The following is a 21413-nucleotide window of genomic DNA, read 5'->3' on the forward strand; positions in this document are numbered from 1 at the left end:
TGAATCCGGTACTCAGCCACCAGGGACACCGCTTCGCAACGGGCAGCCGCATCACCCCCGGAGCCTGCGAACTCGACAATCGGCTCCCACAGAGCCTCGGCGTCATCCCTCAGGGACAGTGCGAACGCTCGCACTGTCAGCGAGGGGTCCGTGGTGGAACGGTCTCTGACGAGTCCACGTACGTCGCCTCGCCCGGACAGAAGCTCCAAGACCGTTTTGCGAACGTACTCGTCCGGTTCCGCCACCACCCGAGCCCGGAGCAGCTCACGAACTTCCCGCTCGCCGCCCCAGTGCGCTGACAGAGTCTCCAGCAGTGCCGCCCGAGCGTGCATCACATAGGCATGCACGGCCATGACCTGTGGCAATGCCGGTTGCTGGTAGAGCGCGGCCGCGATCCTCCCTGGCTGGGGCCGCCACCCGAAGTGACCGCGCAGGTGAAACCAGCGCAGGAGTCGGCGTCTCCCACTCCAATGGGGCGGAAATGTTCTGAAAGCGGCAGAGATATCCACCGCCCCTTCCAACAGGCCGAACCTCGAGTCAGCCGCCTCCAGCCCCATGATGACCGCGTCCACCACTGCCCGGCTCTGCCGCGCCAACGCCCCGATCCCGCGCACCTCAGCCAGAGCGCGCACCGCCAGGACCAACAGCCCTCCACCCCAAGGATCCTCAACCCGCCGCCGATGCAGGTCCAACAACCGGTCGATGACCGCCGCCGCCTCCCGCTCTCCCACCCTCCCCACGACCAGCAGCAACACCTCATGCCACGCCGGATCCTCCGCATGCCCCGCGAAGATCTCCTCGATGAACTCCTCCGGCGTCCACTCCCGCTCCCGCGTGTACCGCCGGTCGATGTCCACCGCCGCCAGGTACTCCAGGAACGCCCGATGGACGAAGCCGTACACCCCGCCCCCGTAGTGGCTGAGGATGAAGTTCCGTTCCCGGAACTGCCGCACCATCGTCCGGGCCGCCGACACCGCCTGGGCGACGGGGAGTTCGTACTGCCCGCGCAGGTAGTCCTTGAACGTGTCCAGCAGCACGTCCTGGTGGATGTGGTTGCCCGCGATGCCTCCCTCACCGTCCTGCATCCGCCGTGCGACCAGCCGCAGCAGCTCGTGCCGGTCCTCGTCGCCCAGGTACGACAGGGCTTCGACCTCGTCGGGCGCGCGCAGGTGCTTGGCGTGCTCGTCCCAGTGGGCGACCAGGACCGCGACGGCGTGCCGGTAGACGCCCTGGCGGTCGCGTGGCAGTTCCCGGCGCCGGCCGATGATGGCGAGGATCGTCAACAGGAGGGGGTTGCCCGCCAGTTCACCCACGGGGCGGGACTGGCCCACCGCGTCGGTGAGCCGTCGGCACAGCCGGGCGGCGCGCTCCTCGTCGTACGGGTACGCGGAGGCGTACCACTGCCGGGCGAACCGTTCGATCTGGCGGGAGTTCAGGTCCTGGACCATGTGGTGCGAGAACCCGGCACGCTCCAGGACGCCCCGTCGATAGCCGATGACGCGCGAGGTCACCACGACACGGACGCCGCGCGTCCCGCCGTACCGGCCGGCGAAGTCCGCGATGCGATGGCTCACCTGTTCCCGGGCGGCGGGGTCGAAGAGTTCGTCCAGGCCGTCGAAGACGACGACCGCCCGCCTCTCGGCCAACAGCCGCTCCACCACCGGCACCGGCGGGGCCATGCCCTTCGTGCCGTGCAGATACCTGAGGAAGTCCTCGAAGGTCCGCTCCCGCCACTCCCCCACGGCGTACTCCCGCAGCTCCACGACGAGGGGTACGAGGCCCGCGAGCGGTTCCAGTGGGTCGCCCGGCGGGACCTCTCGTGTGAGCGTGAGCGCGAGGTGACGGGCGAGCGTCGACTTGCCAGCGCCCGGATCACCGAGCAGCACGAGACGCCCCTCACTCGGGTCGGCCAGCATCTCCAGGACATCGCGTGCCGGACGCTCCGCGTACGCCTGCCGGGCACGGTCCAGCGCCTCCCGTTCCAGGCCGGGCGGGAGGCTGGACGGCCACTCCCCGGTGTCGACGAGCCTCTGGCGGATGTCCCTCGGCAGCTCGAGTGGCGGTGGGTCCGCGCGCACGGCCGGCGCCACGAACACCTCGTCCAGGCCGATGGGCGGGTGCTCGCCCGCCTCCGTGGGGATCAGGACGTCCAGGTCCAGACGTCCGTAGGTTTCACGGATACGGGTGGCGTAGCGCCGCAACGCCTCGTCGATCTCCTCACCGGTCAGCGCCACCGGCTCCGGCGCCTGCTGCACGTACTGATTCTCGATGTACGTCGCACTGCTGCCGTCCCCGGTCACCACGGCCCTGGCATCACCCGCCGCCCCGACCGCCCGCTCCCCATCCGCCGCGACCTGCTCCGATTCCCGCCCCATGCCAGGACGGTAGCGGTCAGGGGACAGTGGTGAGGGGTGGTCAGCGGGCGTACAACCCCTCGATCTCCGCGGTGAAGTCCCCCATCACCGTCTCCCGCCTCAGCTTCATCGACGGGGTCAGGTGGCCGTCCGTCTCCGTGAAGTCCCTCGGCAGTACCGTGAAGCGGCGGATCGACTCCGGTCTCGACACGAGTTTGTTCGCCTCGTCCACCGCGCGCTGGAGGATGGCCCGCAACTCCTCGTCGTCGGCGAGGAGTTCCGCCGGAACGGGGTGTTTGCCGTTCATGCGGCGCCAGTGGGTGATGCCCTCCATGTCGAGGGTGATCAGGGCGGCCACGTAGGGGCGGCGGTCGCCGACCACCATGCACTGGGAGACCAGGGGGTGTTGGCGGAGCCAGTTCTCCAGGGGGGCCGGGGCGACCGTCTTGCCGCCTGCCGTGATCAGCAGTTCCTTCTTGCGTCCGGTGATGGTGAGGTAGCCCTCGTCGTCCAGGCTGCCGATGTCGCCGGTCGCGAACCAGCCGTCGGAGGACGCCGGGGTGACGCCGCCCGCGTTCGGGTCCCAGTAGCCGCGGAATATCTGGCCGCCGGCCAGCAGGATCTCGCCGTCCGCGGCTATGCGGACCCGGGTCCCGGGCAAGGGCCAACCCACCGTTCCCAAGCGGGACTTCAGGGGTGGGGTCACCGTTGCCGCGCCCGTGGACTCGGTCAGGCCGTACCCCTCGTAGATCTCCATGCCCGCGCCCGCGAAGAACGCGTGGAGGCTGCGGCCCAGCGGTGAGCCGCCGCTGATGATGTGGCGGACCCGGCCGCCCATGGCGTTGCGGATCCGGCGGTAGACGAGGGGGTCGTAGAAGGTGCGGGCCGCCTTGAGCGCGGTGCCCGGGCCGCTGCCGGTGCCCGCCTGGCGGGCCTCGGTCGCCTCGCCGTAGCGGACGGCCACGTTCACCGCACGGTCGAAGGCCGAGACCCTGCCGCCTAGCTCCGCCTTGGCCCGGGCGCTGTTGAAGACCTTCTCCAGCATGTACGGGATGACCAGGAGGAAGGTGGGCTTGAAGCTGGCCAGGTCCCCCAGCAGATCCTCCGACTTCAGGCTCGGCGCGTGGCCCAGCCGGACCCGGGCCCGGATGCACGCGATCGCCACCATGCGGCCGAAGACGTGGGACATGGGGAGGAACAACAACGTAGCCAGTTCCTCGTCCGACCTCGACCTGAACACCGGGTCGAGGATCTCGATCGCGTTGTCGACCTCCGCCAGGAAGTTGCCGTGCGAGATCGCGCAGCCCTTGGGGCGGCCGGTCGTGCCCGAGGTGTAGATGACCGTGGCCAGGGTGTCGGGGCCCAGCATGCCCCGGCGTACGTCGATCTCCGCTTCGGAGACCGGTTGGCCGAGCTCCGCCAGCCGCTCCACATGGCCCTTCTCCACGACCCACAGGTGGCGCAGGTCGGGCAGACGGTTGAGTTCGGGGCCGAGGGCCGAAGCCTGGGCGACGGTCTCCGTCACCAGTGCCACGGCGCCCGAGTCCTGGAGGATCCAGCGGGTCTGGAAGACCGAGGAGGTCGGGTAGACGGGGACCGTCACCAGGCCTGCCGCCCACGCGGCGAAGTCCAGCAGCGTCCACTCGTAGATCGTGCGGGCCATGACGGCGACACGGTCGCCCGGCTGGAGTCCCTCCGCCACCAGGCCCCTGGCCAGCGCCAGTACCTGGGCCGCGAACTCCGCCGCAGTCACATCCGACCAACCGCCGTCCTCCGCACGGCGGCTGAGCACCCGGTCCTGGGGAGCGGCGGCCGCGTTGTCGAAGGGCAGGTCGGCCAGCGAGCCGTGGGTCACGGGCGGCACGACCGGCGGTACCGACACCTCCCGGACCTCGCCGTCCAGCCGCTTGATCTCCGGCTCCACGAGCACGGGCGCGCCGTCGTAGTCGGTCGCGGAGACATAGGGAAGGGACGACGACATGGGCAGCTCCTGGGGCGCGCAGCTGGATACCGCTCTGCTGCATAGGTACGCGCCGTGCGTACCCGGGCGTTCACCGGTGGTGGGCGGGTATGGGGGGTTACCGGCAGTTAGATCGGCGATCTTAGGAGGTGCAGGTGGCGAGTTCGTGTGGGTTCGGGGATGCTTCGGGGCCGGGTCTGTGCAACCTCTCCCGCAATATGAACCTTTGTCAGCTAAGGGCGGTTAGCAAGTCGGCCGGCCACCGCTCACGCCAGGCCGGCCACCCGTCACGGCCGTTCCAGCGCCGCCGTCACGGCCGCTCCAGCACCGCCGTCACCCCCTGCCCACCCGCCGCGCACACCGAGATCAAGCCCCGGCCCGGACCCCCGCGCTCCGCGAGCGACTTCGCCAGCGTCGCGACGATCCGCGCCCCGGTCGCCGCGAAGGGGTGCCCCGTGGCCAGGGACGAGCCCGTCACATTGAGCCGCCCCCGGTCCACCGGCTCCAGCCCCGCCTTCTCCCACGCCTCCAGCGTGGCCAGCACCTGTGACGCGAAGGCCTCGTGGACTTCCACGAGGTCGAAGTCGGCCATGCCCAGACCGGCCCGTTCCAGCATGCGCGGCACCGCGTAGGCCGGTGCCATCAGCAGGCCGTCCTCGCCCTTCACGAAGTCGACGGCCGCCGTCTCGTACGTCGACAGGTACGCCAGCGGCTCCAGCCCGCGCGCCGCCGCCCACTCCTCCGAGGCCAGCAGCACGACCGCCGCCCCGTCGGTGAGCGGGGTCGAGTTCCCGGCGGTCATGGTCGGGTCGGGTGCGTCGAGGCCGAACACCGGCTTCAGCGCGGCCAGTTTCTCCGCCGTCGAGTCCGGGCGCAGGTTCTGGTCGCGGTCCAGGCCCCGGAACGGCACCACCAGGTCCTGGAAGAAGCCGCGTTCGTACGCCGCCGCCAGCCGCTGGTGACTCGTCGCCGCCAGTTCGTCCTGGGCCTCGCGCGAGACACCCCAGGTGCGGGCCGTCACCGCCGCGTGCTCGCCCATCGACAGGCCGGTGCGGGGCTCGGCGTTGCGCGGGATGTCGGGGATCAGATGGCCCGGGCGGATGCGGGCCAGCGCCTTGAGCCGGCCGCCCGGCGACTTCGCCCTGCGCGCCGTGAGCAGGATCCGCCGCAGGCCGTCGTTCACGCCCAGCGGTGCGTCGCTCGCGGTGTCCGCGCCGCCCGCGATCGCCGACTCGGTCTGGCCGAGCGCGATCTTGTTGGCGGCGGCGATGACGGCCTGCAGTCCGGTGCCGCAGGCCTGCTGGATGTCGTACGCCGGGGTGGTCGGGGCCAGCCCGGAGCCGAGGACCGTCTCGCGGGCCAGGTTGAAGTCGCGGCTGTGCTTGAGCACCGCGCCGGCGACGAACTCGCCCACCGCGCCCGGCTCCTGGAGGCCGTGGCGCTCCACCAGTCCGTTCACGACCGTCGTCAGCATCTCCTGGTTCGAGGCGGTGGCGTACGGGCCGTCCGAGCGGGCGAAGGGCACGCGGGTGCCGCCGATGATCGCGACCCGCCGGGCCACGGGCACCTGAAGGTGGCTCATCTCGACCTGCTCCTCATGCGTGACGTAGGCTTACCTGCGGTAACCTTACTCCAGAGTAAGAAGACTGATAAGAGGTGGGACCGAGTGGGGGAGACGGCAATGGCCGACCGCTATCTGAGCTTCACCGGCACCGCGCCCGGCCGCTTCCTGACCCGCAGACTCGGGCTGCCGCAGCCCTCGGCGCTGCGCCGCTGGTCACCGGAGCAGCCCGCGCTCGCAGGGGGCGAGGTCCTCCACCTCACCGCGGGCAAGCCCGCACCCTCCCCTGCCGACAGCCCCTCCGCCGTCGTCCTCGACGCCACCGGCGTGCGGGACGTCGACGGCCTCGCCTACGTCCACGCGGCCCTCCACCCCGTGGTGCGGTCGGTCGCCGCGAGCGGCCGCATCGTCGTGCTCGGTGCGCCCCTCGACCCCGCCGACCACCATCAGGCCGCCGTCCAGCAGGCACTGGAGGGCTTCACGCGCTCGCTCGGCAAGGAGATCGGGCGGGGCAGGACCGTGAACCTCGTACGGCTCACCGACCGGGACGCCGCCGAGTCCACCCTGCGCTTCCTCCTCTCCCCCAAGTCCGCCTACGTCAGCGGTCAGGTCATCGAGGTGACGGGGACGGCTCTGGAGGTGACCGTCGATCGGGACCGGCCCCTCGCCGGCCGCACCGCCCTCGTCACCGGCGCCGCCCGCGGCATCGGCGCGGCCGTCGCCGAGACGCTGGCCAGGGACGGGGCCGAGGTCGTCGTACTCGACGTACCGCAGGCCGAGGAGGACGCGCGAAGGCTCGCGGAGAAGCTCGGCGGCAGGGCCCTCGCGCTCGACATCACCGCCGCCGACGCGGGTGAGCGGATCGCCGCCGAACTCCCGGACGGGCTCGACGTGTTGATCCACAACGCCGGGATCACCCGGGACCGCCGCCTGGTCAACATGCCCGCGGAACGCTGGAGTTCGGTCCTCGACGTGAACCTCGCGAGTGTGCTGCGCACGACGGACGCCCTGCTGGCCTCGGGCACCCTCAGGCCCAACGGCCGGATCGTCGCCACCGCCTCCATCGCCGGGCTCGCCGGGAACGCGGGGCAGACCAACTACGGCGCCGGCAAGGCCGGGGTCGTGGGTCTGGTGCGGTCGCTCGCGCCCCGCGCCCTCGCCGAGCACGGGGTGACCGTGAACGCCGTCGCTCCCGGGTTCATCGAGACGAGGATGACCGCCGCCGTGCCCCTCCTCATCCGTGAGGCGGGGCGCCGGATGAACTCCCTCGCCCAGGGCGGGCTGCCCGTCGATGTCGCCGAGACGACCGCCTGGCTCGCGCATCCGGCGTCGGGTGCGGTCAACGGGCAGGTCGTGCGGGTCTGCGGCCAGAGCCTGTTGGGGGCGTAGTGACCGTCGTCCTCACCCGGTCCCCCGCGCTCGCGCCCCTGTTCGCCCGCGGCGCCCTGCTCTCCGCCGTCAAACGGCCCCGCCCGGACGCCGAGTTCCCGCGCACCCGGCTGCTCCTGCCCGCGCTGCGGGTGGACCTGGCACGGCTGGCGGCGTACGAGCGGGTGTGCGGGTTCGCCACCGGCGACGACGCGCTGCCGGTGACGTATCCGCATGTGCTGGGCTTTCCGCTGGCCATGCGGCTGATGAGCGCGCGGGACTTCCCGCTGCCGCTGCTCGGTCTCGTCCATACGTCGATCGCGATCACCCAGCACCGGGCGCTCGCCGCCACCGGGGAACACGAACTGACCGTGTACGTCGACGGGTTGGCGCCGCATCGGCGCGGCACGGAGGCGGGGGTCGTCACCGAGGTGCGGGTCGGCGACGATGTCGTATGGGAGTCGCGGAGCACGTATCTGGCGCGGCACGGCTCGGCGTCCGGCGGAGGTGTCTCCCCTGCCGAGAAGGGCGCTTCGCTCCCCTCGGTCGCCGAGTGGCGGCTCGCCGGGGACGTCGGCCGGCGCTACGCCTCCGCGTCCGGTGACCGCAACCCCATCCACCTCCACCCGCTCACCGCCCGTCTCTTCGGCTTTCCGCGGGCCATCGCGCACGGCATGTGGACGGTGGCCCGGTGTCTAGCCGCGCACGGTGTGCCCCAAGCGGCGTTGGTGCGGGCGGAGTTCAGGGCGCCGGTGCTGCTGCCGGGGGTGGTGACCTACGCGGCGGAGGGCGAGCGGTTCGAGCTGCGGGGCGGTGGAGACCGGCTCCACGTCAGCGGAAGCGTCTATCCGCTGACGCCCTGACGGGCCCAGGGCCGGCCCTCCATCAGGTTCCCCAGCCCGGCCCACGCGAAGTTCATCAGCGTCGCCGCCGCCTGTTTGGCGGTGACGCCCGGGGTGGTGTTGGCCCACGCGGCCAGGGACTCGGCGGCGCCGACCAGGGCCTCGGCGAGCCCGGCGACCTCGCGTTCGGGCAGGTCGGGATCGCGGTGGGCCTCCCGCGCGGCGACGACGATCAACTGCGTCACGAACGCGACGATCTCCTCGCGCATCGCGGCGACCTCGGCGGCGAAGGGTTCGCCGTGCGTACGGGCCTGGAGGTGCAGCACGGACCAGGCGTCCGGCTTCTGCCCGGTGTGCGTGAAGAACGCCAGCAGCCCGTCCCAGAGTTGGCGGTCGGCGGGCTGGTCGGTACGGACCCCGGAGCGCACCGCCTCGGTGAGCGCGAGCGCCTCCCGGCGGATGCAGGCGGTGAAGAGGTCTTCCTTGGAGTTCAGGTACAGATAGACCAACGGCTTGGAGACACCCGCGAGTTCGGCGATCTCGTCCATCGAGGCGGCCATGTACCCACGCCGCCCGAAGGTCTCCACGGCAGCGTCCAGCATCTGCTGTTCACGGACCGCGCGCGGCATCCGCTTGGTCTTCACTGCACCCATAGGGGCAAGACTAGGGCCTGCCCGGCGGATCAGCTCGGCTGCACGGGACGGAGACTGACGACAACGCCGCAGATGCGCGCACCAGAGCCCGCGACGCCGACATGATCCGCCGCGGAGGTCCTAGGTCGTCTGACCGTGCGCACGCGCCGTGTCGTCGGCTACGTCCTCCTGGTTGCGGTTGGCTTCCAGGTTCGCCTTGGCGCGGTCGACCTTCTCGACGATCTGGACGGAGGCCCGGTCGCGCTCCTTGCGGAGGGCCACGAAGCTGATGGGCGCGGAGATCACCAGGGAGAGCAGGACGATCCACATGCCGTTGGAGTCGCCGAGGCCGCGCGGGGCGACACCGGCGTAGACGAGGCCCCAGACGACCACGAGGCAGCCCACGAAGATCCCGAGGCGCATCAGTGTGTAGCGGAGCATCTCAATCCACTCTTCCGTTCCGACTGAAAGTTCCCAAAGGGTGCCTTCCAGTGAAGCACGCCCGGTACCCGATCTTGCAGGGGGTGTCAGGTCAGCGGGAGCCACATCATGATGTCGTCCCGGTAGTCGTCCGCGGACATCCGCAGCCCGCCCGGCACCCGGCCGACCTCCTTGTACCCGGCGGACGCGTAGAACCGCTCGAGGCCGAGGCCGCCCCGGCAGGTCAGCTTCAGCGCCTCCAGGCCGAAGCCACGGGCGTGCGTCTCGACCTCCGCCAGCAGGGACCGGCCGTGGCCGCCGCCCTGGACGGCCGGGTCGATCATGACCGTGTAGAGCCAGGCGTAGTGGCTCTGCAGGCGGTGCGTGTTGAAGCCGAAGAAGGCGGTCGCCCGCAGCCGGCCCTCCGCGTCGAACCCGGCCAGAAGACGGTGGCGTCCCGCCGCGGTCGACTCCGCGTAACGCTCCACGTCCGGACGTACGTCGTCATACGTCGTCGTACCGATGAATCCGACCGCCCCACCGGCGTTGTTCACGGCCACCCACAGGTGGGTCAGCTCGTCGAGGAGGTCAGGGGTGAGGTCGAGGTCCAGGCGGTACGTGAGCTCCATGGGCCACGAGTCTAAAACGGCGCCGGAAGCACTCGTGATGGGGGCAGGCGTCCCCGCCTGAGGGGCGCGACCAGCCCCCACGACCGTCAGCCCGACGACAACCTCAGACCCTCATCGGCTGCGGGGACTCCCGACGCGCCGGGTCCGCACCCTCGTACTCCCGGATGATCTCGTACCGCGTGTTCCGCTCCACCGGCCGGAACCCGGCGTCCCGGATCAGGTCCAGGAGATCCTCACGCGTCAGCTTGTTCGGCGTGCCGTAGTTGTCCGCGTCGTGGGTGATCTTGTACTCGACGACCGACCCGTCCATGTCGTCCGCACCGTGCTGGAGGGCCAGCTGGGCGGTCTGGACGCCGTGCATGACCCAGAAGACCTTGACGTGCGGGACGTTGTCGAAGAGCAGACGGGAGACCGCGAAGGTCTTCAGGGCCTCCGCGCCGGTCGCCATCTGCGTGCGTGCCTGGAGGCGGTTGCGGACCTTGCCGTCCTTCACGTCGACGAAGTCGTGCTGGTAGCGCAGCGGGATGAAGACCTGGAAGCCGCCGGTCTCGTCCTGGAGCTCACGCAGCCGCAGGACGTGGTCCACCCGGTGCTTCGGCTCCTCGATGTGGCCGTAGAGCATGGTGGACGGGGTCTTGAGCCCCTTCTCGTGCGCCAGGCGGTGGATGCGCGACCAGTCCTCCCAGTGCGTCCGGTGGTCCACGATGTGCTGGCGGACCTCCCAGTCGAAGATCTCCGCGCCACCGCCGGTGAGGGACTCCAGACCGGCGTCGATGAGCTCGTCGAGAATCTCGCTCGCGCTCAGCCCGCTGATCGTCTCGAAGTGGTGGATCTCGGTCGCCGTGAAGGCCTTCAGCGAGACGTTCGGCAGCGCGGCCTTCAGCTCCCGCAGGGACCGCGGGTAGTAGCGCCACGGCAGGTTCGGGTGCAGGCCGTTGACGATGTGGAGCTCGGTGAGGTTCTCGCCCTCCATCGCCTTGGCGAGCTTGACCGCCTCCTCGATGCGCATCGTGTACGCGTCCTTCTCGCCCGGCTTGCGCTGGAACGAGCAGTAGGCGCAGGACGCCGTGCACACGTTGGTCATGTTGAGATGGCGGTTGACGTTGAAGTGGACGACGTCGCCGTTCTTCCGCGTCCGCACCTCGTGCGCGAGTCCGCCCAGCCAGGCCAGGTCGTCCGACTCGTAGAGCGCGATGCCGTCCTCGCGGGTCAGGCGAACGCCCGCCCGTACCTTCTCCTCCAGCTCGCGCCTGAGCCCGACGTCCATGCCACAACCTTTCTACGACGACCTGTCCAACCGTACGTCTACGCCTCTTCGGGAAGCTCTCCGACCCGGTTCTCCCACTTCGTGGAGAGCACGATGGTGGTACGGGTCCGCGAGACACCCTGCGTGCCGCTGAGCCGCCGGATGGTCTTCTCCAGGCCGTCGACATCGGCGGCCCGCACCTTGAGCATGTACGAGTCGTCGCCGGCGATGAACCAGCAGTCCTCGATCTCGCCGAGGTCCTTGAGCCGGCGGGCCACGTCCTCGTGGTCGACGGCGTCGGAGAGGGAGATGCCGATCAGAGCGGTGACGCCGAGGCCGAGCGACGCGGAGTCGACGGTGGCGCGGTAACCGGTGATGACGCCGGCCGCCTCCAGCCGGTTGATGCGGTCGGTGACGCTGGGTCCCGACAGACCGACGAGGCGCCCCAGCTCCGCGTAGGAGGCCCGGCCGTTCTCCCTCAGGGCCTGGATGAGCTGCCTGTCCACCGCGTCCATGCGATCGAAGCCTTCCGCTGAAAAGTTCCCGAAGTGATGAGAGGTACTGCTGACCTGCTGCGACTTGCTCAGACGGCGTTCACGTCGTGTGGGTTCCGCCGCCGAGTTCGCCCTTCCAGCGGCGGTAGAGCCGGTGCTCGACGCCCGCCGCGTCGAGGACCCGTCCGGCGACGAAGTCCACCAGGTCCTGGATGTGCGTCGCCCCCGAGTAGAAGGCGGGCGAGGCGGGCACCACGGTGGCGCCCGCGTCGTCCAGGGTCACCAGGTGCCGGAGCGTCTGACCGTTCAGCGGGGTCTCCCGAACGGCTACCACCAGCTTGCGCCCCTCCTTGAGGGTCACGCTCGCCGCACGCTGCAGCAGGTCCTTGGAGAGCCCGAGGGCGACACCGGCGACACAGGCGGTCGAGGCGGGCACGATCAGCATCCCCTTGACGGGATACGACCCCGAGGACGGCCCCGCGGCCAGGTCCCCGGCGGCCCAGTACCGCACCCGCTCGATGCCGGCGCCGATGTCAAAGCTGCCCGGCTTGCCGTCGGCCCCCCTGGCCAGCCATTCCCGCAGGTCGTCCTGCCAGTGCGCGTCCCTGAAGGAGATCCCCGTCTCGTCCAGCAGCGTGAGCCGCGAGGCCCGGCTGACGACCAGGTCGACGCTCTCGCCGGCATCGAGGAGCGCGCGCAGTACGGACGCGGCATACGGGGTGCCGGAAGCGCCGGACACCCCTACGATCCAAGGCGTACGCCGTGTCTCTCCTGGCTTGACTGGGTTCACGCCCCCGAGCCTATCCGGCGTCGCAGGGTGGGAACCGGTCAAGGGGGTCCGGGCGTTCTCCGGAGGGGAATGGGGGTTGCCATGTCCGGTACCGGGCTGGAGCAGTCGCGGGGCGACCGTGCGCGGACCGCGGCCAAGCTGATGCTGGGCTGGGTCGCCCTGCTGTGGCTGCTGGAAGTGGTGGACGTGGTGAGCGGCCACGCGCTGGACGACTTCGGCATCGTGCCGCGCGAGCCCTCGGAACTGATCGACGTGGTCCCGGCCTCGTTCATCCACTTCGGCTGGGCCCACGTGGCCGCGAACACCGTCCCGCTGCTGGTCATGGGCTTCCTCGCGGCCCTCGGCGGCATCCGCCGCTTCCTCGCGGTCTGCGCGCTGGTCATCGTGGCCGACGGGCTGGGCGTCTGGCTCATAGCCCCGGCCCACACCAACACCGCCGGTGCCTCGGGCCTGATCTTCGGCCTCTTCGGCTTCCTGCTGGTCAGCGGTTTCGTGGAGCGACGGCTGCTCGGCGTCCTGGCCGGCCTGCTGGTCGGTGCCGTCTGGGGCAGCTCGATATTGACGGGCCTCGCACCGACCCAGACGGGGGTCAGCTGGCAGGGGCATCTGCTGGGTCTGGTCGCGGGGGTGGCGGCGGCGTTCGTGTTCCGGCGCCGGGTCGGGAGTGGTGTCGCTCAGCTCTGAGGGCGGGCCTACGGCACCGAACTGGCCGTCGACTCCCCGTGGAACGGCGTGACCGGGCTCGCCACGATGCAGCCCTCGGCGATCTCCGCCCGGAATCCGGGCAGAGCCTCCTCGCGGCGGGCGCGCCCGGTGTGCAGACGGTCCACGGTCCGGGCCGTACTCAGACCGTCAGTCCCCGAACCAGAAGATCCAGCAGCGCGCACACGAACAGGGCGATCCCGATGAACCCGTTGACGCTGAAGAACGCCCTGTTCAGCCGGGACAGATCGTTCGGGCGCACGATGTTGTGCTCGTACACGAACGCGGCCGCGACGATCATCAGGCCGACCCAGAAGAACCCGCCCGCGTCCGTGGCCACCGCGTACCAGAGCAGCAGCGCCGTCGTCAGCGCGTGGCACACCCGGGCGCCCCAGATCGCCGCCGGGATGCCGAAGCGGGCCGGGACCGACATGACACCGACCTCGCGGTCGGTCTCCACGTCCTGGCAGGCGTAGATCAGGTCGAAGCCGCCGATCCAGATGCCGACCGCGAGGCCGAGGATCACCGCGTCCCAGGACCACTCGCCGGTGATGGCCAGCCAGCCGCCGACCGGGCCCATGGCCTGGGCGAGGCCCAGGATGGCCTGCGGGAAGTTCGTGAACCGTTTGCCGTAGGGGTAGACCACCATCGGGATCACCGCGACGGGGGCCAGGGCCAGGCAGAGCGGGTTCAGCAGGGCCGCCGAGCCCAGGAAGACCACGACCGCGACCAGCGCGCCCGTCCAGGCGTGGCGCACCGACATCGCGCCGGTCACCAGCTCACGATGGGCCGTCCGGGGGTTCCGCGCGTCGATCTCGCGGTCGATGATCCGGTTCACGGCCATCGCGAAGGTGCGCAGGCCGACCATGCAGATCGTCACCAGGAGCAGCCGGCCCCAGTGGATGTTCTTGTCCATCTGGAACATCGCGGTGAGCGCGGCGATGTACGCGAAGGGGAGCGCGAACACCGAGTGCTCGATCATCACCAGGCGCAGGAACGCCTTGGTGCGTCCCGGCTGCGGGATCGCGGCGGAAGCTGAACTCACAGTCCGTATTCCTTCCAGCGTCGGTCGACCGTCGCCGCCGTCTCCGGGTCGGACAACACCATGTCGGGCCAGCCTCCGTCCCGGGTGTAGCCCTCCTCGGGCCACTTCTTCGTCGCGTCGATCCCCGCCTTGCCGCCCCAGAACTGCTGGTAGGAGGCGTGGTCGAGATGGTCGACGGGACCCTCGACGACCGAGAGGTCGCGCGCGTAGTCCGTGTTGCCGAGCGCGCGCCACGCGACCTCGTGGAGGTCGTGGACGTCGCAGTCGGAGTCGACCACCACGATCAGCTTGGTGAGGGACATCATGTGGGCACCCCAGATCGCGTGCATCACCTTCTGGGCGTGTTTGGGGTACTTCTTGTCGATCGAGACGATCGCGCAGTTGTGGAAGCCGCCCGCCTCGGGCAGGTGGTAGTCCACGATGTCCGGGACGATGATCTTCAGCAGGGGGAGGAAGAAGCGCTCCGTCGCCTTGCCCAGCGGACCGTCCTCCGTCGGGGGCCTGCCCACCACGATCGACTGGAGCAGCGGCCGCTTCCGCATCGTCACGCAGTCGATCTTCAGCGCCGGGAACGGCTCCTGCGGGGTGTAGAACCCCGTGTGGTCGCCGAACGGGCCCTCGGGCAGCATCTCGCCGGGCTCCAGCCAGCCCTCGATCACGACCTCCGCCTGCGCCGGCACCTGGAGCGGCACCGTCTTGCAGTCGACCATCTCGATCCGCTTGCCCGCGAGGAAGCCGGCGAAGAGGTACTCGTCGATGTCGCCGGGGAGCGGCGCGGTGGAGGCGTACGACACGGCCGGCGGGCAGCCGAAGGCGATCGCGACCGGAAGGCGCTCGCCACGCCGCGCCGCGACCTGGTAGTGGTTGCGGCTGTCCTTGTGGATCTGCCAGTGCATGCCGATCGTGCGCTTGTCGTGGCGCTGGAGCCGGTACAGACCGAGATTGCGGATCCCGGACTCGGGGTCCTTGGTGTGGGTCAGGCCGAGGTTGAAGAAGGAGCCGCCGTCCTGCGGCCAGGTGAAGAGGGCGGGGAGCTGGTCGAGGTCGACGTCGTCGCCGGTGAGGACGACCTCCTGCACCGGCGCGTCCCCGGACTTCACCTTCTTCGGCGGTACGTGCGTCATCGCGCCGAGCTTCCCGAACGCCTCGCGCACCCCCACGAAGCCGTGCGGCAGCTCGGGCCGCAGCAGGCCGCCGATCTTCTCCGAGATCTCGGCGTACGACTTCAGGCCCAGCGCCTTCAGCAGCCGGCGGTCGGTCCCGAAGACGTTCATCGCGAGGGGCATCGCGGAGCCCTTCACGTTCTCGAAGAGCAGCGCCGGACCCCCGGACTTCTGCACCCGGTCGACGATCTCCCCGACCTCCAAGTACGGATCCACCTCGGCCTTGATGCGCTTGAGGTCGCCCTCGCGCTCCAGGGCCCTGAGCAGCGAGCGAAGATCGTCGTAAGCCATGGGGTCAAGTATCCCCGAGCGGCTACCCTGGGCCTGAACCCGGGGGCCGTGCCCCCGGCCCGTCGACCGTTTCGCTGGAGAGGACCCATGCTCCGGGTGCTGATGTTCCTCGTCCCACTGGCGCTGAGCGTGTACACGTTCATCGACTGCATCAGCACGAAGGAGGAGGACGTCCGCCACATGCCCAAGCCGCTGTGGGCCATCCTCGTGCTGCTGTTCCCGCTCGTCGGCTCGATCTCGTGGCTGATCGCGGGCAAGAAGCGCAGCCCGGCGGCCGAGGGCTGGTCCGGTGTGCGAGAGCGGGGCGGGCGCGGCCAGTGGGTCGCCCCCGACGACAACCCCGACTTCCTGAAGTCCCTCAACGAGGAGAAGAAGGAGCGCGGCGAGGACGGCTCCAAGGACAGCTGATGGAGCTGCGGCTGCTCGTCACCTTCGAGAAGGTCGCGACCGTCCTGAGCTTCACCCGGGCCGCGGCCGAGCTGAGCTACGCGCAGTCCAGCGTGACCAACCAGATCCGCGCCCTGGAGGACTCCCTCGGCACCCCGCTCTTCGACCGGCTCGGCAGTCGCATCCGGCTGACGGAGGCCGGTGAGCGGCTGCTGCCGTACGCCCGGCAGATCATCGAGCTGAGCGAGGAGGCCCGCGCGGCGGTCGTCGACGCGGAGGAACCCTCGGGCACGCTCGCCGTCGGCACGATGGAGTCGCTGACCTCCTACCGTCTGCCGCCGCTGCTGGAGCTCTTCCACCACCGGCATCCGAAGGTCCGGCTCTCCCTGCGCACGACGCTGGGCGACGAGACCCGGCAGGCGCTGCGTCAGGGCACGTACGACGTGGGCTTCCTGATGGAGCCGGAGACCGAGCACGCGGGGCTGGAGAGCAGGGTGCTCGCGCCGGAGCCGCTGGTCCTGGTCGCCGCGCCCGGCCATCCCCTCGCCAGGAGGACCGCCGCGCTCAAGACGGAGGACCTGACCGAGGTCCAGCTCGTCGGCACCGAACCCGGCTGCCCCTACCGCGACCTCTTCGAGTCCGAGCTCGTCCACCGCACCGGATCCCCGCCGCCCTTCATGGAGTTCGGCACGATCGAGGCGACCAAACGGGGTGTGGCGGGCGGTCTCGGCGTCGCGCTGCTGCCCCGGGTGACGGTGGGCGCGGAGCTGGCGTCCGGGGCGTTGGTCGAGCTGCCGTGGGAGCCGCCGTTCCAGCTGTACACGCAGGTGGCGTGGCGGGCGGGGAAGCGCCTGCCACGCCATCTGACGCTGTTCATCGAGGCTGCGGTGCGGCTGGTGCGGGAGCAGACGTCGTACGACGGGACGTGACGACCCGGGGGTTCCGGGCCAGCGTCACCTTGAGGCTCGCCAGCACGATCAGCGGGACGCCCAGCGCCTGCACGAGACCGATGTGGTGGCCGTACACCGCCCAGTCCATGACCATCGCGACGGCCGGGTAGACGAAGGCGAGTACGGCGATCTTCGAGACCGGCAGCTGGGCGTAGGCGGCGTACATCAGGACGTACATGACGCCCGTGTGGATGAACCCGAGCCCGACCAGCCAGCCCCAGTCCGCGCCCGTGCCGGCCATCGCGCCGAAGTCGGCGAAGGGGAGCAACAGCGGGATGCCGACGAGGACTTGGACGAGGGCGATGAGATGGGGGCGTACCCCGGTGATGCGCTTGGTGACCAGGGTGGACAGCCCGTAGAGGAGGGCGGCGAGCAACGCCTGTCCGACGCCGAGGAGATAGGTACCGCCGCTGGTGAAGTCCCCTGGCGTCACGCCCGATACGAGGGTCAGGCCAGCGAAGGCCAGGGCGATCCAGCCGACCTTGGCGGCCGTCAGCCGCTCGCGGAAGAGCAGGGCGCCCAGCAGCACGACGTAGAACGGCTGGGTGTGGTAGACCACCGTCGCGACGGAGATCGACGTGTTCTCGTAGGACTGGAAGAGGAACACCCAGTTGAAGACGATGAACACCCCTCCCAGGACGGCGAGTCCGAGGGTGCGCGGGGTGAAGCCGTGGTCGTGGAGCCAGCCGCGGGCCAGGACATAGCCGCCGAGCGCGAGGGCGCCGAACAGGACGCGGAAGAAGACGACGTTGAAGGGCGAGGCGCCCGACTCGACGACGAAGACGCCGAGGGTGCCGGAGAGCACCATCGCGGTCGTCAGCTGGGCGATGCCCTTGGTCTCTGTGCCCTTGCTCTCTGAGGTCATGTCCTTGACGCTACGAGCGGGCATCGGTGCTGGTCCACGCGCCAGTGGGGCGTCCTGCCGATGCCCCCATCGGTCCCGCCGATGCGTGCAGGTTGTACGCCGGTGAGGCTCCCGAAGCGGACAGTGCGCCTCTGGGCCGCGACCGCCGGGAACCGGACACTTGGCTCGTATGACGACTGCTCCGGCCGGCTCCGCCACGGCCATCGCCCCCGCATACGGTGACAAGGTCATCGCCGTCGAGACGGCCGGCTCGGAACCGATCCCGGACTCCGAGCGCCACGGCGGCCCGCTCCAGCTGCTGTGGACGTGGGCCTCTCCGAACATCGAGTTCGCGACCGTCTACATCGGCGTGATCTCGGTCCTCTTCTTCGGCCTGAGCTTCTGGCAGGCGACCGCGGCCCTTCTTCTGGGCACGGCGCTGGGCGCGCTGACCCAGGGGATCCTGTCGCTGGACGGTCCGCGGTTCGGTGTTCCGCAGATGGCGATCGGCCGCTTCTCCTTCGGCTATCGGGGGAATCTGCTGCCGTCGGGGGTCAACGCCCTTGTCGCGGGCGTCGGTTGGTTCGCCGTGAACAGTGTGAGCGCGGCCTTCGCCCTCAACACGCTGACGGACCTGCGGCCGCTCCCCTCCCTGTTGATCGTGGTCGCCGCCGAGATCGTGATCGGTTTCATCGGCCACAACTTCGTCCACGCCTTCGAGAAGTACGCCTTCCCGGCCCTGGCGGTGGTCTTCCTGCTGGCCGGGGTGTGGACCTTCAGGGAGGCCGACCTGGGCGGCTCCGGCGCGGGCGGCGGCATCGGCGGCTTCCTGCTGGCGTTCAGCACGGCCTGGGGTTACGCGGCGGGCTGGAACCCGGGCGCCTCGGACTACTCCCGTTACCTCCCGCGCACGGCGAACCGCTTCAAGACGGTCCTGTACCCGGCGGTCGGTCTCTTCGTGTCGATCGCGATCGTGTCGGTGATCGGCGCGGCCTCGGCGACGGTCGTCGCCCCCGAGGGCGCCACCCCCACGGCCGCCTTCACCGGCCATCTCCCCGGCTGGCTCAGCCACTTGGTGCTGCTGGCGATCATCCTGGGCGCGGTCTCCGCGAACGCCCTGAACGTCTACTCCTCGGCCATGTCGATCACTTCGCTGGGCCTGAGGCTCCCGCCGTGGCTCGGCCGCGGCGCCATCGTCGTGCTGTGCGGTCTCGCAGGTACGGCGGCGGCGTGGGCGTCGCTGGCGGACGCGGGGCACGCCTACGAGGCGTTCCTCCTGGTGATCGCGTACTGGGTGGGGCCGTGGCTCGGAGTGGTGCTGGTCGAGCGGTGGCGGCAGGCGCGGACGCCGGACGAGGTGCTGGCTGCGAGGATCGCCGACCGCACCTTCGCCAACTGGCCCGGCATCGCCGCCCTGCTGACCGGCATCGTGGTGTCCGTGCCGCTCTTCTCCAACCAGGAGAAATACGTCGGGTGGGTGCCCGAGCAGTGGCCGTCGTTCGGTGACATCACCTGTCTGGTCGGGTTCGCGGTGAGCGCGGGGCTGTACGCGGTGCTGCGGCGGGCGGATCAGCCTGCGTCGGCGTGAATCTGCCCGACGTGCTCCACCTTGATGTACCGGGGGCCGAACTCCTTCTCCACGAGGGGTTCGGCCTTCTTCGGGTCGTCGACGCCCACATGCACGAACCCCCGCTCGTCGACGCCGACTTCACGCAGCTGGAAGGTGCCGTCCCAGCGGTTCATGTCCTCGCTGATCCGATCGGCGAGGGCGTCGAGGGTCCTGCGGTCGGCGTCGGCGGAGTGCAGCCGTAGCTTCACGCCCTTCTCGGCGGCGTCGCAGACGGCCGTGTCGAAGGCGTCGGAGGGGATGCGCCAGATGTCGGCGGCGTTCTTGTCCTCGTCGACGCCCATGCCCGTGTAGACGGCGGAGTGCTCGCCCGCGGCCAGCTTGTCGATGCGGGCGAGGGTGCGGTCCAGCGGGGTCACCTCGGGGTCGGCTTCCGGGGGCGCCGGGACCGTGCCGACACACCGGTCCTCGGCCGGAGCGCTCGCCTTCCTGACCGAGGCGCTTTCCCGGGGTGCGTCCAGCAGGCCGCCGTCGGTGTGCCCGGTCTCCAGCGCGTCGATGTACAGGGCTGCCCCCACCACCACACCGGCAGTGGCGACGGCCGCCGCGATCCACCTGAGGTTCGTCATGCCACTGTGACGCCGGAGCGGGCCAAATGGTTCAGAACAGGTCAGGAGACGACGTCCTCGCGCAGAACCAGCGCCAGCAGCCCCGGGAACCGGGCGTCGAACTCCTCCCGCCGCAGCCGGTTGACCCGCTTGGGCCCCTCGTCGCGCTGCTCCACGAGCCCGGCCGCGCGCAGCACCGCGAAGTGATGGCTCTTGGCCGCCTTGCCGACGGGCACGTCGAAGGTGCCGCAGCTGCGCGACCAGTCGGCGGAGGCGGCCAACTCCCGTACCAGTTGCACGCGTACGGGGTCGGCGAGCGCCGCGAGCGCCGTCAGGACGGGCACGTCGTCGGGGTGGGTGTGCTCGGGGGCGGCGCGATGACTGGTGGTGGCCATGGTGAGTGGTCCTTCCGTGCGCCGCTTGCCGAGTGGCCGCTTGCAGAGTGTTCGATGAAAACCATACACTCGCGAGTGTTCGCTTTTCATTGAACACTCCCCGGACGAGGTGTGGCATGCGCGCGGTCGAGATCCAGGAACACGGCGGTCCCGAGGTCCTCGAGGTCGTCGAGGTGGACGCCCCCGAGCCCGGCCCCGGGCAGGTGAGCGTCGACGTGGCGTACGCCGGGATCAACTTCGCCGACCTGAAGGCGAGGGAGACCGGGTACCGGGTGCCGTCGCTTCCCTTCCGGCCGGGGCTCGAGGTCTCCGGGCGCGTGCGGGCCCTCGGCGCGGGCGTCACCGGGCCGGCCGTCGGGCAGGAGGTCGCCGCGCTGACCGCCGGCGGCGCCTACGCCGAGGTCGTCGTCGCGGACGCGGCCACCGTCTTCGCGGTGCCGTCCGGCGTCGGCCTGCGCACCGCCGCGTCCCTGCCGACCGTGCTGCCGACGTCGTACGCGCTCATCCATTCCGTGGGCCGGCTCCAGCCCGGCGAGACGGTCCTCGTGCAGGGTGCCGCCGGGGGCATCGGGACGGTCGCCGGCCGGCTGGCGAAGGCGGCCGGGGCCACTGTCCTGGGGGTCGTGTCGAGCGCGGGGAAGGCCGCGTTCGCGAAGGAGCACGGCTCCTACGACGAGGTCTTCGTCGGCGACTTCGAGAAGGCCGTACGGGAGTCCACCCACGGCCGCGGCGTCGACCTCGCCCTCGACCCCGTCGGCGGCGACACCTTCCGCGCCTCACTCGCCGCCCTCGCCCCCTTCGGGCGCCTCGTCTCCTTCGGCAACGCGAGCGGCGCGGCGCCGTGGAGCGTCGGGCAGCCCGAGCTGTTCCCGTACGGCGTGACCGTCGGCGGCTTCTCCATCCTCACCCTCGCCCAGACCGCGCCTGACAAGCTGCGGGCACTCACCGAGCGGGCCTTCGCGAAGGTCGCCGACGGGACCGTCACGCTCCCCGTCACCGCCGAGTTCGGCCTGGCCGAGGCGGCGGAGGCGCACCGGCTGATGGGGACGCGGTCGAGCACGGGCAAGCTGCTGCTGCGGGTGAACGGCTAGATCCTGGACGGCCGACCGCCACGGGATGACCAACGGCAAGGAACTGCGGGACGCGCAGACGGATCCCGCCGGAG

The 21413-nt window shown here is 70.6% G+C and carries 22 protein-coding genes; 7 read left to right on the forward strand and 15 right to left on the reverse strand.

Annotated elements, in window-relative coordinates; translation table 11 throughout:
- The 3 genes from ACWD3I_RS40005 to ACWD3I_RS40015 form a co-directional block, all read right to left on the reverse strand.
- The coding region (locus tag ACWD3I_RS40005; RefSeq protein ID WP_451084316.1) for an NACHT domain-containing protein at window positions 1-2375 on the reverse strand (2375 nt) is incomplete at its 3' end.
- Window positions 2376-2415: 40 nt separating this feature from the next.
- A complete protein-coding gene (locus tag ACWD3I_RS40010) occupies window positions 2416-4335 on the reverse strand; it encodes an AMP-dependent synthetase/ligase (protein WP_365393975.1) in 1920 nt (639 codons plus the stop codon).
- A gap of 289 nt (window positions 4336-4624) precedes the next feature.
- On the reverse strand, window positions 4625-5896 hold the full coding sequence (locus tag ACWD3I_RS40015; RefSeq protein ID WP_365393974.1) for an acetyl-CoA C-acetyltransferase: 1272 nt from the start codon (window positions 5894-5896) through the stop codon (window positions 4625-4627).
- A 99-nt stretch (window positions 5897-5995) separates the two neighbouring features.
- On the opposite strand from ACWD3I_RS40015, the gene ACWD3I_RS40020 reads away from it, so the two are divergent.
- The gene (locus ACWD3I_RS40020) at window positions 5996-7264 is read left to right on the forward strand and encodes a 3-oxoacyl-ACP reductase (RefSeq protein ID WP_365394078.1); all 1269 of its coding nucleotides are present in this window, start codon (window positions 5996-5998) and stop codon (window positions 7262-7264) included.
- Window positions 7264-8106, forward strand: coding sequence for a MaoC family dehydratase (locus tag ACWD3I_RS40025; RefSeq protein WP_365393973.1), 843 nt, complete (start codon window positions 7264-7266; stop codon window positions 8104-8106). Before ACWD3I_RS40020 ends, ACWD3I_RS40025 begins: the two co-directional genes overlap by 1 nt.
- Here the strand turns inward: ACWD3I_RS40025 and ACWD3I_RS40030 are convergent.
- The 6 genes from ACWD3I_RS40030 to ACWD3I_RS40055 form a co-directional block, all read right to left on the reverse strand.
- Window positions 8088-8738: a TetR/AcrR family transcriptional regulator gene (locus ACWD3I_RS40030; protein WP_365393972.1), complete on the reverse strand. Its 651-nt coding sequence runs from the start codon at window positions 8736-8738 to the stop codon at window positions 8088-8090. The genes ACWD3I_RS40025 and ACWD3I_RS40030 overlap by 19 nt on opposite strands.
- Window positions 8739-8858: 120 nt before the next feature.
- The gene (locus ACWD3I_RS40035; protein WP_365393971.1) at window positions 8859-9158 is read right to left on the reverse strand and encodes a DUF4229 domain-containing protein; all 300 of its coding nucleotides are present in this window, start codon (window positions 9156-9158) and stop codon (window positions 8859-8861) included.
- 86 nt (window positions 9159-9244) lie between these two features.
- Window positions 9245-9766: a GNAT family N-acetyltransferase gene (locus ACWD3I_RS40040; RefSeq protein WP_365393970.1), complete on the reverse strand. Its 522-nt coding sequence runs from the start codon at window positions 9764-9766 to the stop codon at window positions 9245-9247.
- Between the two features lie 103 nt (window positions 9767-9869).
- Entirely contained in the window at window positions 9870-11033 is a 1164-nt protein-coding gene (gene mqnE, locus ACWD3I_RS40045) for an aminofutalosine synthase MqnE (protein ID WP_266889153.1), read from the reverse strand.
- 38 nt (window positions 11034-11071) lie between these two features.
- A complete protein-coding gene (locus ACWD3I_RS40050) occupies window positions 11072-11527 on the reverse strand; it encodes an Lrp/AsnC family transcriptional regulator (protein WP_266889154.1) in 456 nt (151 codons plus the stop codon).
- A 79-nt stretch (window positions 11528-11606) separates the two neighbouring features.
- Window positions 11607-12296 (reverse strand): UbiX family flavin prenyltransferase, encoded by a 690-nt coding sequence (locus tag ACWD3I_RS40055; protein ID WP_365393969.1) that lies wholly within the window; start codon window positions 12294-12296, stop codon window positions 11607-11609.
- 81 nt (window positions 12297-12377) lie between these two features.
- Between ACWD3I_RS40055 and ACWD3I_RS40060 the strand changes: the two genes are divergently transcribed.
- Window positions 12378-12980 (forward strand): rhomboid family intramembrane serine protease, encoded by a 603-nt coding sequence (locus tag ACWD3I_RS40060; RefSeq protein ID WP_365393968.1) that lies wholly within the window; start codon window positions 12378-12380, stop codon window positions 12978-12980.
- 8 nt (window positions 12981-12988) lie between these two features.
- Here ACWD3I_RS40060 and ACWD3I_RS40065 read toward each other — a convergent pair whose 3' ends face one another.
- The 3 genes from ACWD3I_RS40065 to ACWD3I_RS40075 are packed head-to-tail and all read right to left on the reverse strand — an operon-like array spanning window position 12989 to window position 15497.
- The gene (locus ACWD3I_RS40065) at window positions 12989-13126 is read right to left on the reverse strand and encodes a hypothetical protein (protein ID WP_365393967.1); all 138 of its coding nucleotides are present in this window, start codon (window positions 13124-13126) and stop codon (window positions 12989-12991) included.
- A gap of 14 nt (window positions 13127-13140) precedes the next feature.
- Window positions 13141-14043: a menaquinone biosynthesis prenyltransferase MqnP gene (gene mqnP / locus ACWD3I_RS40070; protein WP_365393966.1), complete on the reverse strand. Its 903-nt coding sequence runs from the start codon at window positions 14041-14043 to the stop codon at window positions 13141-13143.
- Window positions 14040-15497 carry a menaquinone biosynthesis decarboxylase gene (locus tag ACWD3I_RS40075; protein ID WP_365393965.1) on the reverse strand — a complete coding sequence of 486 codons (1458 nt, stop codon included), beginning with the start codon at window positions 15495-15497 and terminating at the stop codon, window positions 14040-14042. The genes mqnP and ACWD3I_RS40075 overlap by 4 nt, the downstream gene beginning before the upstream one ends.
- 87 nt (window positions 15498-15584) lie before the next feature.
- Between ACWD3I_RS40075 and ACWD3I_RS40080 the strand changes: the two genes are divergently transcribed.
- Entirely contained in the window at window positions 15585-15905 is a 321-nt protein-coding gene (locus tag ACWD3I_RS40080) for a PLD nuclease N-terminal domain-containing protein (RefSeq protein ID WP_365393964.1), read from the forward strand.
- Complete coding sequence (locus tag ACWD3I_RS40085; protein WP_365393963.1) at window positions 15905-16813, forward strand: LysR family transcriptional regulator; 909 nt, start codon at window positions 15905-15907, stop codon at window positions 16811-16813. Before ACWD3I_RS40080 ends, ACWD3I_RS40085 begins: the two co-directional genes overlap by 1 nt.
- Here ACWD3I_RS40085 and ACWD3I_RS40090 read toward each other — a convergent pair.
- A complete protein-coding gene (locus ACWD3I_RS40090; protein ID WP_365393962.1) occupies window positions 16758-17699 on the reverse strand; it encodes a DMT family transporter in 942 nt (313 codons plus the stop codon). The genes ACWD3I_RS40085 and ACWD3I_RS40090 overlap by 56 nt on opposite strands.
- Window positions 17700-17868: 169 nt before the next feature.
- On the opposite strand from ACWD3I_RS40090, the gene ACWD3I_RS40095 reads away from it, so the two are divergent.
- Window positions 17869-19266, forward strand: coding sequence for a purine-cytosine permease family protein (locus ACWD3I_RS40095; RefSeq protein WP_365393961.1), 1398 nt, complete (start codon window positions 17869-17871; stop codon window positions 19264-19266).
- On the opposite strand, the gene ACWD3I_RS40100 is transcribed toward ACWD3I_RS40095, so the two are convergent.
- Together ACWD3I_RS40100 and ACWD3I_RS40105 are read right to left on the reverse strand one after the other, a co-directional pair.
- Window positions 19248-19874, reverse strand: coding sequence for a hypothetical protein (locus ACWD3I_RS40100; RefSeq protein ID WP_365393960.1), 627 nt, complete (start codon window positions 19872-19874; stop codon window positions 19248-19250). The two genes, ACWD3I_RS40095 and ACWD3I_RS40100, sit on opposite strands and share 19 nt — an antisense overlap.
- Before the next feature lie 41 nt (window positions 19875-19915).
- The gene (locus ACWD3I_RS40105; protein WP_365393959.1) at window positions 19916-20248 is read right to left on the reverse strand and encodes an ArsR/SmtB family transcription factor; all 333 of its coding nucleotides are present in this window, start codon (window positions 20246-20248) and stop codon (window positions 19916-19918) included.
- A 116-nt stretch (window positions 20249-20364) separates the two neighbouring features.
- Here ACWD3I_RS40105 and ACWD3I_RS40110 point away from each other — a divergent pair, with 116 nt between their 5' ends.
- Complete coding sequence (locus tag ACWD3I_RS40110; RefSeq protein ID WP_365393958.1) at window positions 20365-21339, forward strand: quinone oxidoreductase family protein; 975 nt, start codon at window positions 20365-20367, stop codon at window positions 21337-21339.
- Window positions 21340-21413: the final 74 nt, after the last annotated feature.

The sequence above is a fragment of the Streptomyces sp. NPDC002817 genome, assembly GCF_053592055.1.

Bases quoted from the DNA above. Each gene is read 5' to 3' on its own strand.
- ACWD3I_RS40010 (WP_365393975.1), bottom strand. From the start codon at position 4,335: ATGTCGTCGTCCCTTCCCTATGTCTCCGCGACCGACTACGACGGCGCG.
- ACWD3I_RS40015 (WP_365393974.1), bottom strand. From the start codon at position 5,896: ATGAGCCACCTTCAGGTGCCCGTGGCCCGGCGGGTCGCGATCATCGGC.
- ACWD3I_RS40020 (WP_365394078.1), top strand. From the start codon at position 5,996: ATGGCCGACCGCTATCTGAGCTTCACCGGCACCGCGCCCGGCCGCTTC.
- ACWD3I_RS40030 (WP_365393972.1), bottom strand. From the start codon at position 8,738: ATGGGTGCAGTGAAGACCAAGCGGATGCCGCGCGCGGTCCGTGAACAG.
- ACWD3I_RS40035 (WP_365393971.1), bottom strand. From the start codon at position 9,158: ATGCTCCGCTACACACTGATGCGCCTCGGGATCTTCGTGGGCTGCCTC.
- ACWD3I_RS40040 (WP_365393970.1), bottom strand. From the start codon at position 9,766: ATGGAGCTCACGTACCGCCTGGACCTCGACCTCACCCCTGACCTCCTC.
- mqnE (WP_266889153.1), bottom strand. From the start codon at position 11,033: ATGGACGTCGGGCTCAGGCGCGAGCTGGAGGAGAAGGTACGGGCGGGC.
- ACWD3I_RS40050 (WP_266889154.1), bottom strand. From the start codon at position 11,527: ATGGACGCGGTGGACAGGCAGCTCATCCAGGCCCTGAGGGAGAACGGC.
- ACWD3I_RS40060 (WP_365393968.1), top strand. From the start codon at position 12,378: ATGTCCGGTACCGGGCTGGAGCAGTCGCGGGGCGACCGTGCGCGGACC.
- ACWD3I_RS40075 (WP_365393965.1), bottom strand. From the start codon at position 15,497: ATGGCTTACGACGATCTTCGCTCGCTGCTCAGGGCCCTGGAGCGCGAG.
- ACWD3I_RS40080 (WP_365393964.1), top strand. From the start codon at position 15,585: ATGCTCCGGGTGCTGATGTTCCTCGTCCCACTGGCGCTGAGCGTGTAC.
- ACWD3I_RS40085 (WP_365393963.1), top strand. From the start codon at position 15,905: ATGGAGCTGCGGCTGCTCGTCACCTTCGAGAAGGTCGCGACCGTCCTG.
- ACWD3I_RS40090 (WP_365393962.1), bottom strand. From the start codon at position 17,699: ATGACCTCAGAGAGCAAGGGCACAGAGACCAAGGGCATCGCCCAGCTG.
- ACWD3I_RS40095 (WP_365393961.1), top strand. From the start codon at position 17,869: ATGACGACTGCTCCGGCCGGCTCCGCCACGGCCATCGCCCCCGCATAC.
- ACWD3I_RS40100 (WP_365393960.1), bottom strand. From the start codon at position 19,874: ATGACGAACCTCAGGTGGATCGCGGCGGCCGTCGCCACTGCCGGTGTG.
- ACWD3I_RS40105 (WP_365393959.1), bottom strand. From the start codon at position 20,248: ATGGCCACCACCAGTCATCGCGCCGCCCCCGAGCACACCCACCCCGAC.
- ACWD3I_RS40110 (WP_365393958.1), top strand. From the start codon at position 20,365: ATGCGCGCGGTCGAGATCCAGGAACACGGCGGTCCCGAGGTCCTCGAG.